23 protein-coding genes are annotated in these 15,440 nt (G+C 34.1%); 3 read left to right on the top strand and 20 right to left on the bottom strand.

Annotated elements, in window-relative coordinates:
* Positions 1–9 precede the first annotated feature (9 nt).
* From rpsH to rpsL, 19 genes are all read right to left on the bottom strand, one after another.
* The gene (gene rpsH, locus G4L40_RS09800) at positions 10–408 is read right to left on the bottom strand and encodes a 30S ribosomal protein S8 (protein WP_166237022.1); all 399 of its coding nucleotides are present in this window, start codon (positions 406–408) and stop codon (positions 10–12) included.
* 104 nt (positions 409–512) lie between these two features.
* Positions 513–782 (bottom strand): 30S ribosomal protein S14, encoded by a 270-nt coding sequence (rpsN, locus tag G4L40_RS09795; protein WP_008254474.1) that lies wholly within the window; start codon positions 780–782, stop codon positions 513–515.
* A 3-nt stretch (positions 783–785) separates the two neighbouring features.
* Positions 786–1,337 (bottom strand): 50S ribosomal protein L5, encoded by a 552-nt coding sequence (rplE, locus tag G4L40_RS09790; protein ID WP_166237021.1) that lies wholly within the window; start codon positions 1,335–1,337, stop codon positions 786–788.
* Positions 1,338–1,339: 2 nt separating this feature from the next.
* Positions 1,340–1,654: a 50S ribosomal protein L24 gene (rplX, locus tag G4L40_RS09785; RefSeq protein ID WP_026725635.1), complete on the bottom strand. Its 315-nt coding sequence runs from the start codon at positions 1,652–1,654 to the stop codon at positions 1,340–1,342.
* 11 nt (positions 1,655–1,665) lie between these two features.
* A complete protein-coding gene (rplN, locus tag G4L40_RS09780; protein WP_007803649.1) occupies positions 1,666–2,034 on the bottom strand; it encodes a 50S ribosomal protein L14 in 369 nt (122 codons plus the stop codon).
* 2 nt (positions 2,035–2,036) lie between these two features.
* Positions 2,037–2,294, bottom strand: coding sequence for a 30S ribosomal protein S17 (gene rpsQ, locus G4L40_RS09775; RefSeq protein WP_026725636.1), 258 nt, complete (start codon positions 2,292–2,294; stop codon positions 2,037–2,039).
* An 18-nt stretch (positions 2,295–2,312) separates the two neighbouring features.
* On the bottom strand, positions 2,313–2,504 hold the full coding sequence (gene rpmC, locus G4L40_RS09770; protein ID WP_073583320.1) for a 50S ribosomal protein L29: 192 nt from the start codon (positions 2,502–2,504) through the stop codon (positions 2,313–2,315).
* A gap of 12 nt (positions 2,505–2,516) precedes the next feature.
* Complete coding sequence (gene rplP, locus G4L40_RS09765) at positions 2,517–2,936, bottom strand: 50S ribosomal protein L16 (protein ID WP_008254483.1); 420 nt, start codon at positions 2,934–2,936, stop codon at positions 2,517–2,519.
* A 19-nt stretch (positions 2,937–2,955) separates the two neighbouring features.
* The gene (gene rpsC, locus G4L40_RS09760; RefSeq protein ID WP_166237020.1) at positions 2,956–3,687 is read right to left on the bottom strand and encodes a 30S ribosomal protein S3; all 732 of its coding nucleotides are present in this window, start codon (positions 3,685–3,687) and stop codon (positions 2,956–2,958) included.
* A gap of 8 nt (positions 3,688–3,695) precedes the next feature.
* Positions 3,696–4,106, bottom strand: coding sequence for a 50S ribosomal protein L22 (gene rplV / locus G4L40_RS09755; RefSeq protein ID WP_166237019.1), 411 nt, complete (start codon positions 4,104–4,106; stop codon positions 3,696–3,698).
* 6 nt (positions 4,107–4,112) lie between these two features.
* Complete coding sequence (gene rpsS / locus G4L40_RS09750; protein WP_073583326.1) at positions 4,113–4,391, bottom strand: 30S ribosomal protein S19; 279 nt, start codon at positions 4,389–4,391, stop codon at positions 4,113–4,115.
* Positions 4,392–4,401: 10 nt separating this feature from the next.
* On the bottom strand, positions 4,402–5,226 hold the full coding sequence (gene rplB, locus G4L40_RS09745; protein WP_166237018.1) for a 50S ribosomal protein L2: 825 nt from the start codon (positions 5,224–5,226) through the stop codon (positions 4,402–4,404).
* 6 nt (positions 5,227–5,232) lie between these two features.
* Positions 5,233–5,523, bottom strand: a complete 291-nt coding sequence (rplW, locus tag G4L40_RS09740; protein WP_166237017.1) for a 50S ribosomal protein L23 — start codon at positions 5,521–5,523, stop codon at positions 5,233–5,235.
* Positions 5,524–5,530: 7 nt separating this feature from the next.
* Complete coding sequence (gene rplD / locus G4L40_RS09735; RefSeq protein WP_166237016.1) at positions 5,531–6,160, bottom strand: 50S ribosomal protein L4; 630 nt, start codon at positions 6,158–6,160, stop codon at positions 5,531–5,533.
* Entirely contained in the window at positions 6,160–6,777 is a 618-nt protein-coding gene (gene rplC / locus G4L40_RS09730; protein ID WP_166237015.1) for a 50S ribosomal protein L3, read from the bottom strand. The genes rplD and rplC overlap by 1 nt, the downstream gene beginning before the upstream one ends.
* A gap of 233 nt (positions 6,778–7,010) precedes the next feature.
* Entirely contained in the window at positions 7,011–7,316 is a 306-nt protein-coding gene (rpsJ, locus tag G4L40_RS09725) for a 30S ribosomal protein S10 (protein ID WP_009779180.1), read from the bottom strand.
* An 11-nt stretch (positions 7,317–7,327) separates the two neighbouring features.
* Positions 7,328–9,484, bottom strand: a complete 2,157-nt coding sequence (fusA, locus tag G4L40_RS09720; RefSeq protein ID WP_166237014.1) for an elongation factor G — start codon at positions 9,482–9,484, stop codon at positions 7,328–7,330.
* Positions 9,485–9,495: 11 nt separating this feature from the next.
* Entirely contained in the window at positions 9,496–9,972 is a 477-nt protein-coding gene (rpsG, locus tag G4L40_RS09715; protein WP_073583337.1) for a 30S ribosomal protein S7, read from the bottom strand.
* Between the two features lie 24 nt (positions 9,973–9,996).
* On the bottom strand, positions 9,997–10,404 hold the full coding sequence (gene rpsL / locus G4L40_RS09710) for a 30S ribosomal protein S12 (protein WP_026725646.1): 408 nt from the start codon (positions 10,402–10,404) through the stop codon (positions 9,997–9,999).
* A 214-nt stretch (positions 10,405–10,618) separates the two neighbouring features.
* On the opposite strand from rpsL, the gene G4L40_RS09705 reads away from it, so the two are divergent.
* Together G4L40_RS09705 and rlmB are read left to right on the top strand one after the other, a co-directional pair.
* Positions 10,619–12,280: a BamA/TamA family outer membrane protein gene (locus G4L40_RS09705; RefSeq protein WP_166237013.1), complete on the top strand. Its 1,662-nt coding sequence runs from the start codon at positions 10,619–10,621 to the stop codon at positions 12,278–12,280.
* 53 nt (positions 12,281–12,333) lie between these two features.
* Entirely contained in the window at positions 12,334–13,068 is a 735-nt protein-coding gene (gene rlmB, locus G4L40_RS09700; protein ID WP_166237012.1) for a 23S rRNA (guanosine(2251)-2'-O)-methyltransferase RlmB, read from the top strand.
* A 56-nt stretch (positions 13,069–13,124) separates the two neighbouring features.
* Here rlmB and G4L40_RS09695 read toward each other — a convergent pair whose 3' ends face one another.
* Positions 13,125–13,877 carry a rhomboid family intramembrane serine protease gene (locus G4L40_RS09695; RefSeq protein ID WP_166237011.1) on the bottom strand — a complete coding sequence of 251 codons (753 nt, stop codon included), beginning with the start codon at positions 13,875–13,877 and terminating at the stop codon, positions 13,125–13,127.
* Positions 13,878–13,949: 72 nt separating this feature from the next.
* Here G4L40_RS09695 and G4L40_RS09690 point away from each other — a divergent pair, with 72 nt between their 5' ends.
* Positions 13,950–15,239, top strand: a complete 1,290-nt coding sequence (locus G4L40_RS09690; protein WP_166237010.1) for a replication-associated recombination protein A — start codon at positions 13,950–13,952, stop codon at positions 15,237–15,239.
* Positions 15,240–15,440: the final 201 nt, after the last annotated feature.

Below are 15,440 nucleotides of genomic sequence, written 5' to 3'. Positions count from 1 at the left end.
TCTTTATTATTAATATACGTAACAAATTACTTCTCCACCAACATTTAATTGCTTAGCTTGTTTTCCAGTCATCAATCCTTTTGATGTAGAAACAATAGCAATACCTAAACCATTTAAGATTCTTGGTAAGTTAGCTGAACTTGCATATTTACGTAAACCTGGTTTACTAATTCTTTGGATATCTTTGATAACAGACTCTTTCGTGTCTTTATCATATTTAAGAGCAATTTTGATTGAACCCTGAACAGAGTTGTCTTCAAATTTGTAACTTAAGATATATCCTTGATCGAATAAAATTTTTGTGATTTCTTTCTTCATGTTAGATGCTGGAATTTCAACCACTTTATGGTTAGCTCTCACTGCATTCCTAACACGTGTTAGATAATCGGCAATTGGATCTGTATACATATGTATATATTTGCGGTTATGGTTTTCAATCCGCCCTCAGCGGATTGAACCTTTAACCAGTTAAATTATTTTTTGGATTGCAAAAGTAATAACTTTATTTCAAATTACCAAGATGCTTTTTTCACACCTGGAATTAATCCTTGGTTAGCCATTTCACGGAATGTAACACGAGAAAGACCGAATTGACGCATATACCCTCTTGGTCTACCTGTTAATTTACAACGATTATGTAAACGTACTGGAGATGCATTTTTAGGTAATTTTTGTAATGCTTCAAAATCACCAGCAGCTTTTAGCGCTTTTCTTTTTTCTGCATATTTGTCAACAACTGCTTGTCTCTTTACCTCACGGGCTTTCATTGATTCTTTAGCCATATCTTAATTCTTTTTAAAAGGTAATCCTAATTCCGCTAATAATGATTTTGCTTCTTTATCTGTTTGAGCAGATGTTACAAAAGTGATATCAAAACCAGATATTTTATTTACTTTATCAATATCAATTTCAGGGAAAATGATTTGTTCTAAAACACCTAAGTTATAATTTCCTCTTCCGTCAAAACCTGTAGATTTAATTCCGCTGAAATCTCTAACACGCGGTAAAGATGAAGTAATCAATCTATCTAAGAATTCATACATTCTTTCTCCACGTAAAGTTACTTTAGCACCAATTGGCATACCTTTTCTTAATTTGAAAGACGCAACGTCTTTTTTAGAAATAGTAGCAACTGCTTTTTGCCCAGTAATTTTTGTCATTTCTTCAACAGCGTAATCAACTAACTTTTTGTCAGATACAGCTGCACCAACTCCACGGCTTACAACAATTTTTTCAAGTTTTGGAACTTGCATAACGTTTTTGTAACCGAATTCTTCTGTAAGAGCAGCAATTACTCTACTCTTATATTCTTCTTTTAGTCTAGGAATATATGCCATAACTATAGTACTTGATTAGATTTTTTTGAAAATCTCACTTTCTTGTCTCCTTCTTGTTTGAAACCAACTTTAGTTACTTCTTTTGACTTAGGGTCAATTAAAGACAAGTTAGACACATGAATAGGAGCTTCTTTCTTAACGATTCCTCCTTGAGGGTTTTTAGCACTTGGTTTAGTATGTTTTGAAACCATGTTAACCCCTTCAACAACCGCTTTGTTTTTCTCACGAAGAACTCTAAGAACTTTACCTTCAGAACCTTTGTGGTCTCCAGCAATAACTCTTACGATATCTCCTGATTTAATTTTTAGCTTTATCATTTGTATAAGAATTAAAGCACTTCAGGTGCTAATGATACAATTTTCATGAATTGTTTTTCACGAAGTTCTCTGGCAACCGGACCAAAAACACGAGTTCCTCTCATTTCTCCTGCAGCGTTTAACAATACACATGCGTTATCGTCAAAACGGATGTAAGATCCATCAGCTCTTCTCACTTCTTTTTTGGTACGTACAACTACTGCAGTTGATACTGCTCCTTTTTTAACGTTTCCGTTTGGAGTTGCATCTTTAATTGAAACTACAATTTTGTCACCAACAGAGGCATAACGACGTTTCGTTCCTCCTAAAACACGGATCGTAAGAACTTCTTTCGCTCCTGTGTTATCTGCTACTTTTAATCTTGACTCTTGTTGTACCATAATTACTTCGCTCTTTCAATGATTTCAACTAATCTCCAACATTTAGATTTACTTAATGGACGTGTCTCCATAATTCTTACAGTATCTCCAATGTTACAATCGTTTGTTTCGTCGTGTGCAACATATTTTTTAGTTTTCAACACGAACTTACCGTATAATGGGTGTTTCACTTTTGTAGTTTGTGACACAACAATAGATTTCTCCATTTTGTTTGAAGTCACCACACCAATTCTCTCTTTTCTTAAATTTCTTTTTTCCATCTTTCAGCTAGTGTACAATTATTGTAACTCTCTTTTAGTTAACTCTGTATGTAATCTCGCAACCGATCTTCTTAAAGTTCTTAACTGAAGAGGATTTTGAATTGGAGATATTGCATGAGCATTTTTTAGGTCGGTATACGTTTTCTTTAACTGACTAAGTTGTTCTTGTAACTCAGCTGCAGATAGATTTTTAATTTCTGATTGTTTCATAATAAATTTTGATTATGCTTCGAAATCTCTAGCAACGATAAACTTAGTTTTAACAGGAAGTTTTTGAGCCGCTAAGCGTAAAGCTTCTTTAGCAACAGATAGAGGAACTCCTCCAACTTCAAACATAATTTTACCAGGTTTAACAACTGCAGCCCAATATTCAACTGCACCTTTACCTTTACCCATACGTACTTCTAATGGTTTCTTTGTAATAGGTTTATCTGGAAATATTTTGATCCATAATTGACCTTCTCTTTTCATGAAACGTGTTGCTGCGATACGAGCTGCTTCAATTTGACGAGAAGTAATAAATGAAGAATCTAAAGATTTGATACCAAACATTCCGTTAGAAAGCTCGTGTCCTCTTTGAGAAACGCCTTTCATTCTACCTTTCTGTACCTTACGGTATTTTGTTCTTTTAGGCTGTAACATTTTTCTTTAGTTTAAATAATTACTTTCTTTTGCGTGCGTTTGGTTTACCTTCTCTTTTTGGAGCAGATGATCCTGATGATTTAGACTTTTGTTTGTCCATACCAACTAACGGAGAAAGATCTCTTTTTCCATAAACCTCACCTTTCATTATCCATACTTTGATACCCATTCTACCATAAGTAGTATGTGCTTCAGCTAATGAATAATCAATATCAGCTCTGAAAGTTGACAAAGGAATTCTACCTTCTTTAAAGTTTTCTGAACGCGCCATTTCAGCTCCATTCAAACGACCAGAAATTTGTACTTTGATACCTTCTGCGTTCATACGCATTGCAGCAGCAATAGCCATTTTAATTGCTCTTCTGTATGAAATTCTACTTTCAATTTGACGAGCAATACTTGTACCTACTAAGTAAGCATCAAGTTCAGGTCTTTTAATTTCAAAGATGTTAATTTGAACTTCTTTGTCAGTAATTTTCTTAAGTTCTTCTTTTAACTTGTCTACCTCTTGACCACCTTTTCCGATAATAATACCAGGTCTAGCAGTAGTGATAGTAACGGTTACAAGTTTTAAAGTTCTCTCGATAATTATTTTTGATACACTAGCTTTAGATAAACGTGCATGGATATACTTTCTGATTTTGTAATCTTCAGCGATTTTATCACCGTAGTCATTACCTCCATACCAGTTTGAGTCCCATCCTCTGATGATACCAAGTCTATTTCCTATTGGATTTGTCTTTTGTCCCATACTGTTTATTAATTGCTTTGTGTGTTATTATTTGATCCTAACACGATTGTTACGTGATTAGAACGTTTTCTAATTCTGTGTGCACGACCTTGTGGAGCTGGACGAAGTCTTTTTAACATCATACCACCATCTACAGTAATCGTTTTTACAAATAAGCCTGCTTCTTCTAAATTAGCGTCTTCGTTTTTCTGCATATAATTATTGATAGCAGATAATAACAATTTTTCTAATTTTCTTGAAGCTTCTTTTTGACTAAATCTTAAAATATTAAGAGCTAGTTCAACTTTCTGACCTCTTACTAAATCTGCAACTAAGCGCATTTTTCTAGGTGAAGTTGGACAGTTATTTAATTTAGCAAATGCAATAGACTTGTTAGCCTCTTTTCTTGCATCCGCAACTTCTCTTTTACGAACTCCCATTGCTTCTTATTTTTTACCTTTATTTTTAGCTCCAGCATGACCTCTAAAAGATCTTGTTGGTGAAAACTCTCCTAATTTGTGTCCTACCATGTTCTCAGTTACATAAACTGGAACAAATTGACGACCATTGTGAACTGCGATTGTCTGTCCAACAAAATCTGGAGTAATCATAGATGCTCTAGACCAAGTCTTTACAACACCTTTATTACCACCTGCAATATTTTCTTGAACTTTCTTCTCTAATTTATAGTGAACGAATGGTCCTTTTTTTAATGAACGTGCCATGTCTATCTAATTATTTCTTTCTACGTTCTACAATATACTTATTACTCGGGTTAACTTTAGAACGAGTTCTATAACCTTTAGCAGGTAAACCTTTTCTTGAACGTGGATGACCTCCAGATGAACGTCCTTCACCACCTCCCATTGGGTGATCAACTGGATTCATTGCTACTGGTCTTGTTCTTGGTCTTCTACCTAACCATCTTGATCTACCAGCTTTACCTGATACGATTAATTGGTGGTCTGAGTTAGAAACAGCTCCAATTGTTGCTGAACAAGTCAACAAGATTAATCTTGTTTCACCTGAAGGCATTTTAATTGTTGCATATTTTCCGTCTCTTGCCATTAATTGAGCGAAAGTTCCTGCAGAACGAGCAATTACAGCTCCTTGACCTGGTCTTAATTCGATACACGAAATAACAGTTCCTAGAGGAATTTTACTTAAAGGCATTGCATTTCCAATTTCTGGAGACGCATCAACACCTGAAACTACAGTTTGTCCAACTTGTAATCCATTTTGTGCAATAACATAAGTTTTTGCTCCGTCAGCATACACTAACAATGAAATAAAAGCTGAACGATTTGGATCATACTCTATTGTTTTAACTGTCGCAGGAATTCCAGCTTTAGTTCTTTTAAAATCAATAATACGATACTTTTGTTTGTGACCACCGCCTGTGTAACGCATGGTCATTTTTCCTTGACTATTTCTACCTCCAGAGTTTTTTTTCGGTGCGATCAATGAACGCTCCGGCTTATCAGTTGTAATAGTGTCAAAGCTATTAACAACTCTAAATCGCTGACCTGGGGTAATAGGTTTTAATTTTCTAACTGACATTTTCTATTAGATATTAGTATAAAAATCTATTGTTTCTCCCTCTTGAACTTGAACAACTGCTTTTTTGTAAGCATTTGTTTTCCCACTGATTAAACCACTTTTGGTATATTTAACACTTCTATCAGCTCTATAGTTCATTGTATTAACTGCAACTACATTCACTCCAAAAGCTGCCTCAACAGCATTTTTGATTTGAATTTTGTTAGCAGATTTTGCAACTACAAAACCAAAACGGTTAAAAACTTCACCATCTTTAGTTATTTTCTCAGTTATAATAGGCTTAATTATGATACTCATAATCTTATTATTTACTTAAATTAGCTTCAATTCCGTCTACTGCACCTTCTAAAAGAACTAAACTTTTTGCATTTAAAATTGCATAAGTACTTAATTCTGAAGTAGTTACAACGCTAGACGCTTTTAAATTGCGTGACGACAAATATACATTTTTATTTGTATCACCCAACACAAATAAAGATTTTTTATTCTCTAACCCTAAAGATTTCAATACGTTAATGAAATTTTTAGTGCTTGGTGTTTCAAATGTAAAATCTTCTACTACTACTAAATTTGATTCATTTACTTTTAAAGATAAAGCCGATTTACGAGCTAATCTTTTTAAGTTTTTATTCAATTTGAACGAGTAGCTTCTTGGTCTTGGTCCAAAAACAGTACCTCCTCCTTTAAACAAAGGATTTTTTGCAGATCCTGCACGAGCAGTTCCTGTCCCTTTTTGTTTCTTGATTTTACGAGTACTTCCAGCAACTTCAGCTCTTTCTTTTGCTTTATGATTTCCTTGTCTTTGATTTGCTAAGTATTGCTTAACATCAAGATAAACCGCGTGCTTGTTAGGCTCAATTGCGAAAACTGAATCAGAAAGTTGAACTTTTCTTCCAGTTTCTTTTCCGTTGATATCTAAAACTTTTACTTCCATTACTTCTGAATGATTACATAAGAGTTTTTATGACCTGGTACACAACCTTTTATCACTAAAAGATTCTTTTCTCCAACCACTTTTAAAACTCTAAGGTTTTGTACTGTTACATTTTCTCCTCCAGTTCTTCCAGCCATACGCATTCCTTTGAATACTCTTGACGGATAAGACGAAGCTCCTACAGAACCAGGTGCTCTCAAACGGTTATGTTGACCATGTGTAGCTTGTCCAACACCTCCAAAACCATGACGTTTTACAACCCCTTGGAATCCTTTACCTTTTGATACTCCAACAACATCAACAAATTCACCTTCTGCGAATAAGTCAACAGCGATTACATCGCCTAATTTGTACTCCTGTTCAAAACCTTTGAATTCAACGACTTTTTTCTTTGCAGCTGTTCCCGCTTTCTTAAAGTGACCTAACTCAGCTTTAATAGAACGTTTTTCAGCTTTGTCATCGAAACCTAACTGAATAGCAGAATATCCGTCTACTTCATTGGTTCTGACTTGGGTAACAACGCATGGACCACACTCGATTACAGTACAAGGAATATTTTTCCCGTTCTCATCAAAGATGCTAGTCATGCCAATTTTTCTTCCGATTAACCCAGACATATTAAACTAATTATTAATTAAACTCTTTTTTATATAACAAATAGTATTTGCACACTACTCATTTTGAGGGTGCAAATATATAAATTATTTTTTAATTATCGCAAAAATAAATAGTTAAGTAAAATTTCTTTAAAAAAGGCTTTTTTACTCAACAAAAATGATAAGAAAAAAACCGTAATGCTTACAACATTAACGGTTTTTTCAATTTATTGCGATTTTTAAATCTAAATCAATTATACTTTGATTTCTACTTCAACTCCGCTAGGTAATTCCAATTTCATTAAAGCATCGATAGTTTTAGAAGAAGAACTGTAGATATCTAACAATCTCTTATATGAACTTAATTCGAATTGCTCTCTTGATTTTTTATTAACGTGTGGAGAACGTAATACAGTAAAAATCTTTTTGTGAGTTGGTAATGGAATTGGACCTGTCACCACTGCACCTGTACTTTTTACAGTTTTTACAATCTTCTCAGCAGATTTATCTACTAAATTGTGATCGTAAGATTTTAATTTTATTCTGATTTTTTGACTCATTTTCTTAAAAATTAAGCGTTACCTTTTGCTTTTTTGATTACAGCTTCTGAAATATTAGAAGGTGTTTCTGCATAATGTGAAAACTCCATTGTTGAAGTAGCTCTACCAGATGATAATGTTCTTAATGTAGTTACATAACCAAACATTTCAGATAAAGGCACATCAGCTTTGATAGTTTTAGCACCATTTCTATCACCCATATCATTTACTTGACCTCTACGACGGTTCAAGTCACCTACGATATCACCCATGTTTTCTTCTGGAGTAATAACTTCGATTTTCATGATTGGCTCAAGAATAACAGCTCCAGCAGCACGTCCAACTTCTTTATATCCCATTTTTGCAGCTAATTCAAAAGAAAGAGCATCAGAATCCACAGGGTGGAAAGATCCGTCTAATAAAGTTACTTTCAAACTATCTACAGCATATCCTGCTAAAGGACCTGCTTTCATAGCTTCTCTGAAACCTTTTTCTACAGCTGGAATATATTCTTTTGGTACGTTACCACCTTTTACTTCATTAACAAACTGTAATCCCATAGGAGCTTTACCGTCTACTAAATCAGCAGGTTCTAAACGGAATACGATATCACCAAATTTACCACGACCTCCAGATTGTTTTTTGTAAACTTCTCTGTGTTGTGCAGATTTTGTGAACGCTTCTTTATACTCTACTTGTGGCTCACCTTGGTTAACCTCAACTTTAAACTCACGTTTCATACGATCTACAAGGATGTCTAAGTGTAACTCACCCATACCTGAAATAATCGTTTGACCTGAAGCCTCATCAGTTCTAACAGTAAACGTTGGATCTTCTTCTGCTAATTTAGCTAAAGCCATACCCATTTTATCTACGTCAGCTTTTGTTTTTGGCTCAATAGCGATACCAATTACTGGATCAGGGAATTTCATTGACTCAAGAATAATTGGGTGTTTTTCATCACACATTGTATCTCCTGTCTTGATATCCTTAAATCCTACAGCCGCTCCAATATCTCCAGCCTCAATATATTCGATTGGATTTTGTTTGTTAGCGTGCATTTGATAAATACGAGATATACGCTCTTTGTTTCCAGAACGAGTGTTCAAGATATAAGAACCCGCATCTAAACGACCTGAATAAGCACGGAAGAAAGCTAAACGACCAACATAAGGGTCAGTAGCGATTTTAAATGCTAAAGCTGCAAAAGGCTCTTTTGGATCAGGACGACGTAAAATTTTCTTTTGATCTTCTTCTAATAAATCTTTATCATCAGGATGGATTCCCTCGATACCTTCTTTATCCATTGGCGATGGCAAGTATTTACATACTGCATCTAACATGAACTGAACTCCTTTATTTTTGAATGAAGAACCAGCAATCATAGGAATGATAGCCATATCAATTGTAGCAGCTCTTAAAGCTGTATTGATTTCATCCTCAGTAATAGAGTTTTCGTCTTCCATATATTTTTCCAACAAGTTTTCGTCGTAAGTAGCAATCTCTTCAATTAAAATTGAACGGTATTGTTTTACTTCGTCAACCATATCTGCTGGGATAGGCACAATATCAAAAGTTGCCCCTTGAGTTTCGTCATGCCAAATAATAGCTTGGTTTTTCACTAAATCAACTACTCCTTTGAAATCATTTTCTTCACCAATAGGTAAAGTAATAGCAACCGCGTTTGATTTCAACATGTCTTTCACTTGTTGACAAACATTTAAGAAGTTAGAACCTTGACGGTCCATTTTGTTTACGAATCCCATACGTGGAACTCTATATTGATCTGCTAATCTCCAGTTAGTTTCAGATTGAGGCTCAACACCATCAACTGCACTAAATAAAAACACTAAACCATCTAATACACGTAACGAACGGTTTACCTCAACTGTAAAGTCAACGTGACCAGGAGTATCGATAATATTAAAGTGGTAAGGTTTTGATTCTGATAAAATTTTTCCTTGCTCTGTTGGAAAACTCCATTCACAAGTTGTAGCAGCAGAAGTAATTGTAATACCTCTTTCTTGCTCTTGTGCCATCCAGTCCATTGTTGCAGCACCATCATGTACTTCACCAATTTTGTGTGATTTTCCAGTATAGAATAAGATACGCTCAGTAGTTGTTGTTTTACCAGCATCAATGTGAGCAGCAATTCCAATGTTTCTTGTATATTTTAAATCTCTAGCCATTTCTATACGAATTAAAATCTAAAGTGAGAGAATGCTTTATTAGCATCTGCCATTTTGTGAGTATCCATTCTTTTCTTAACAGCAGCACCTTCTTCTTTAGCCGCAGCTAAAATTTCAGAAGCTAATTTACCTGCCATTGATTTTTCGTTTCTTCTTCTTGCATAAAGAATCATCCATTTGATAGCATAAGAAATCTTTCTATCTGGACGAATTTGCATTGGAATTTGAAATGTAGCTCCACCCACTCTACGTGAACGAACTTCTACGTGAGGCATAACGTTTGTTAATGCATCTTTCCAAATCTCTAAAGCAGATTTTTCTGCATCTTGCTTTTTAGTTTCAACGATTTCTAATGCATCATAGAAAACTTTAAAAGCTGTTGATTTTTTACCATCCCACATTAAGTTATTCACAAAACGTGTTACTAACTGATCGTTAAATTTTGGATCTGGTAAAAGTGGTCTTTTTTTGGCCGCTCTTTTTCTCATGTCTTTTCTTTAAAAGATTTTAAATTACTTTTTCTTTCCAGTTGGTGCAGGTGCTTGTCCTGGTTTTGGACGTTTTGCTCCATACTTAGATCTACGTTGTGTTCTTCCTGCAACACCCGCAGTGTCTAATGCTCCACGTACGATGTGGTAACGTACACCTGGTAAATCTTTTACTCTTCCACCTCTAACTAATACTATCGAGTGCTCTTGTAGATTGTGACCTTCTCCAGGAATGTATGCATTCACCTCGTTACCGTTTGTTAAACGAACCCTAGCTACCTTTCTCATTGCTGAGTTTGGTTTTTTAGGAGTTGTTGTGTAAACACGAGTACACACACCTCTTCTTTGAGGACAAGAATCTAAAGCAGCCGATTTACTCTTCTTAGTTATTTGGGTTCTCCCTGTTCTTACTAATTGTTGAATTGTTGGCATAATTAAATACTAAAAATTTTTACTGTTTAAAATTCCCGCTTTTTACGGGGTTGCAAATGTAGGAATTATTTTTTACTTTCCAAATCATAATTTATTAATTTTCAATATGATTACATTTTAGTAGTAATTTGATTTGTATTGAGTTATCAAAATAGAACAACAACACAGTACTACAAATAAAATTTATTTTGCTTTTTTTCGTTTCTTTACAGCAATGAAATCTATTCTTCTTTTTATCGTATGTCTATGCTTCCAATTTTCATTGGGACAAAACTTCTATTTAGAAGTAGCTGGAACATCTGAAAAAGAAAACAAAACCATTGATAGTTTGCAATACGAATCCAAACACGCTTCGGTGGCTTCTATTTTAGAAGAACAAAAACGTTTTGAAAGTAAATTAACAAATCAAGGTTATTTTGATTGGCAGTTATTGGAACAGAAAAAAGTGAATGACAGCAGTTTTGTTTTTAAATACAATTTGGGAAATCCGATAAAAAACAACACTATATATATAGGTAAACTTTCTACCGAAGAAAAATTGTTGCTGCAATTAGAAAGTGACACTTTGATTATTGCCACAAATGAAGTAGAGAATTTCATGAAAGGTAAAATCGCTTTATTAGAAAAGAAAGGCTATTCCTTAGCAAATTTACAATTGATTAATCAACGAAAAATTGAGAATAATTTGTTTTCTGAATTACAACTAAAACTCAATTCGAAAAGAAATATTACCGATTTAGTAATTGTAGGTTATGATAAATTTCCAACAGGGATTAAAAAAGCAATCACCAAAAAAGCCAAAAAAGCCACTTTCAATCAAGACAATTTAAAACAGATTAACGATACTTTTGACAAATTGCAATTCGTGAATCAAATCAAATATCCTGAAATTTTATTTACTACCGATTCCACCAAGATTTTCGTTTACGTTGAAAAATCGAAACCGAATAAATTTGATGGTTTTATTGGATTCTCTAATGACGATAAAAGTAAATTAACTTTTAATGGCTATTTAGATTTACAATTGCAAAACATTTTAAACACGGGAGAAAAATTCAATTTGTATTGGAAAAACGATGGCAACAAACAAACTTCTTTCAACATCGGAACAGAATTGCCGTATATCTTCAAAAGTCCTATTGGAATTAAAGCGAATTTGAGAATTTTTAAACAAGATTCCACTTTTCAGAATACCATGACCGATTTGAATTTGGGTTACTATTTCGCTTACAACACGAAAGCTTTTGTAGGTTATCAAAAAACAACTTCTGTAGATATTCAAAATACGAATTCATTTAGTTTGAATGATTTTACCAACACCTTTTTAACTTCAAGTTTTGAGCATCTTGAGTTAAATCCCGATAGTTTTATTTTTCCTGAAAAAGCAAAAGTTTTTATAAAATTTGGAACAGGAAATCGAACAATTGCATCTCAGAAAACGAGTCAGTTTTTTACACAATTAGATTTGAATTATAGTTTTAATCTGAATCAGAAAAACAGCATTTTTGTTAGAAATCAATCTTTTTATTTACAAAGTGATAATTACATTATAAATGAATTGTTTCGATTTGGAGGAATTAATTCGATTCGAGGTTTCAACGAGAACAGTTTGCAAGCGAATGCGTATAGCGGAATCATAGCGGAATATCGTTATTTATTAGCTTCTAATTTATATTTACATTCTATTACCGATTTCGGCTATTTCCAAGACAAAACTGCTAACATTGAAGACCGATTATTAGGTTTAGGTTTCGGATTTGGATTGTTTACCAAAAACGGATTATTCAATTTAGTTTACGCTAATGGAAGCACGAGCGAACAAGCGATAAAACTTTCGAATTCTATTGTGCATATTAGTTTTAAAACGAATTTCTAATTCACTAAATTAGAAACTCTCCAAAAATCAAACTAAAATCCTATCTTTGCACCATGGAAAAAGACAACCAAATATTCGGGATTAGAGCAATAATTGAAGCAATTAACGCTAAAAAGGAAATTGACAAAGTATTCGTTCAAAAAGATGCGCAAGGCGACTTGATGCAGGATTTGATGAAAACGATGAAAAGAAACAACATTAACTTTTCTTACGTTCCTGTTGAAAAACTAAACCGATTAACTCCAAATAATCACCAAGGTGCGGTGGCAACCATTGCTCCTATTTCTTTTGTAGCCTTAGAAACTATGGTTGAAAGTGTTATTGAAAGTGGTAAAAAACCTTTATTCCTAATTTTAGATCAATTATCTGATGCGCGTAACTTTGGCGCTATCATTAGAACTGCAGAATGTACGGGTGTTGACGGAATCATTATCCAAAAACAAGGTTCGGCCCCTGTGAATGGTGATACGGTTAAAACTTCGGCTGGAGCTGTTTTTAATGTACCGATTTGTAAAGTAGACCACATTAAAGATGCTATTTTCTATTTACAAGGAAGCGGAATCAAAACCGTTGCGGCAACTGAAAAAACGGACCAACACATTTTTGACATCAACTTCAACGAAGGCGTAGCAATTATTATGGGTAGCGAAGACAGAGGAGTAAATCCATCTGTATTAAAAATTGTTGATGAAAAAGCAAAATTACCTATGTTTGGAACTATCGAATCGTTAAATGTTTCTGTAGCTTGCGGTGCTTTTTTGTATGAAGTGGTTAGACAGAGAATGTAATCTTATATAGATATTTTATAAAATGCTTCTGAATCCAGAAGCATTTTTTTTTAAAATTACTTCTTCCCTCCCAAAAACTCATAAACCACTTTCATAGAAGAATTGAAATATTCTCTAATCATTTCTTCAGGTTTTGGTGGCGGATTAAAATTTCCTTTTTCGTCGAAGTTTTTCATAAATGGATCGAGTTCAGGATTGAAATCGGGTTTTTGCCATTCGTAAAAAATTGTTTTCCCAAATTGTGGCGTTTTTAAAACTAATGCTAATGCTAATCCTACAATAAATCCAGCTAAATGGCCTTCCCAAGAAATACCTTCTTTCACATTCGGAAACATATACCAAACGCTTCCGCCGTATAAAATTACGATAGTGAAGGATAAAGCAACTAATCGATAATATTTGGTAAAAATACCTTTGAAGAAAATAAAACTTACCAAAGCATAGATTAATCCACTAGCGCCAATGTGATAACTTGGTCTTCCGAGCAACCAAGTTCCTAATCCTGAAAACAGAATTCCCAAAAACAACACGACAAATGATTGTTCCTTGTAGAAATATCTCAAAATAGGTAACAACACTAATAAAGCAACAGAATTATTGGCCAAATGTTCAATATCGCCATGTAAAAACGGACTAAAAAGAATTCCTTTTAATCCAAAAACTTCCCTTGGATAAATTCCAAAATGCGACAAACTATGATGAAAATGCAACTCGTACCAAAAAACCAACCATAAAGTCAATACAAAAAATAGCGGTAATAAAATGACCGCTTTTGTAAACTGAAAAGGATTATCATGCTGTTTTTCCATGTTGAATTGCGTTCAAAGATAAAGCCAAAATTATTTCTATGCACATTTGTCATAAAATTGTAATTTTACGTCATGAATCAACCATTAGCCGAACGCATTCGCCCACAACAATTATCAGATTACATCAGCCAATTGCACTTAGTTGGACCTGATGGTTCTTTAACGCAACAAATTGCCAAAGGATTAATCCCAAGTTTAATTTTATGGGGACCACCCGGAACTGGGAAAACGACCTTAGCGCAAATTATGGCGCAAGAAAGTAAACGTCCGTTTTATCAATTGAGTGCGATACATTCTGGAGTAAAAGACATTCGTGAAGTTATTGAAAAAGCAAAGCAAAGCAGCGGTTTATTCACCGCAAAAAATCCGATTTTATTTATTGACGAGATTCATCGTTTTTCTAAATCGCAACAAGATTCACTATTAGCTGCGGTAGAAAAAGGTTGGGTAACTTTGATAGGCGCAACCACTGAAAATCCGAGTTTTGAAGTCATTCCTGCTTTATTGTCAAGATGTCAGGTTTATGTTTTGAATGCGTTTACCAAAGAAGATTTGGAAGCTTTATTACATCGTGCTATGAAAACCGATATTCAGCTACAAAACAAAGACATTCAATTAAAAGAAACCGAAGCTTTGTTAAGACTTTCGGGTGGAGATGGAAGAAAATTATTGAATATTTTCGAATTGGTCATTAATGCAACCGATACTTCGACAAGCTCAGCACTCATAGAAGTTACAAATGAAAAAGTAATGCAATTGGTGCAAAAAAACACGGTATTGTATGACAAAACAGGCGAACAACATTATGATATTGTTTCCGCATTCATCAAATCAATTCGTGGAAGCGACCCAAATGGTGCGGTGTATTGGTTAGCTCGAATGATTGAAGGTGGCGAAGATGTAAAATTCATCGCCCGAAGAATGCTTATTTTAGCCAGTGAAGATATTGGAAATGCCAATCCAACGGCATTGATAATGGCAAATAATACGTTTCAAGCCGTAACCACCATTGGTTATCCTGAAAGCAGAATTATTTTGAGTCAATGTGCGATTTATTTGGCAACTTCAGCAAAAAGTAACGCGAGTTATATGGCGATTGGGAAAGCGCAACAAATGGTAAAACAAACTGGTGATTTACCGGTTCCAATTCACTTACGAAATGCTCCAACCAAACTAATGAAAGAGTTAGGTTATGGCGAAGAGTACAAATACTCACACGATTTTCCTAACAACTTTGCCGAGCAAGAGTTTTTACCAACTGAAATTGCGGAAACTAAATTCTTTGAACCTGGCGAAAATGCTCGTGAAAAAGAATTACGTCAATTTTTAAAAAACAGATGGAAAGATAAGTATGGTTATTGAGTAGTGAGTAGTGAGTAGTGAGTAGTGAGTAGTGAGTAGTGAGTAGTGAGTAGTGAGTAGTGCAAAATTACTTTTTACTTTTTACTTTTTACTTTTTACTTTTTACTTTTTACTTTTTACTTTTTACTTTTTACTTTTTACTTTTTACTTTTTACTTTTTACTTTTTACTTTTTACTTTTTACTTTTTACTTTTTACTTTT

Origin of the sequence: Flavobacterium celericrescens (assembly GCF_011392075.1) — a bacterium.
Classification (GTDB): Bacteria; Bacteroidota; Bacteroidia; order Flavobacteriales; family Flavobacteriaceae; genus Flavobacterium; species Flavobacterium celericrescens.
The sequence above is the reverse complement of the archived record's forward strand: the minus strand, read 5'-3'. Positions and strand labels throughout refer to the sequence as shown.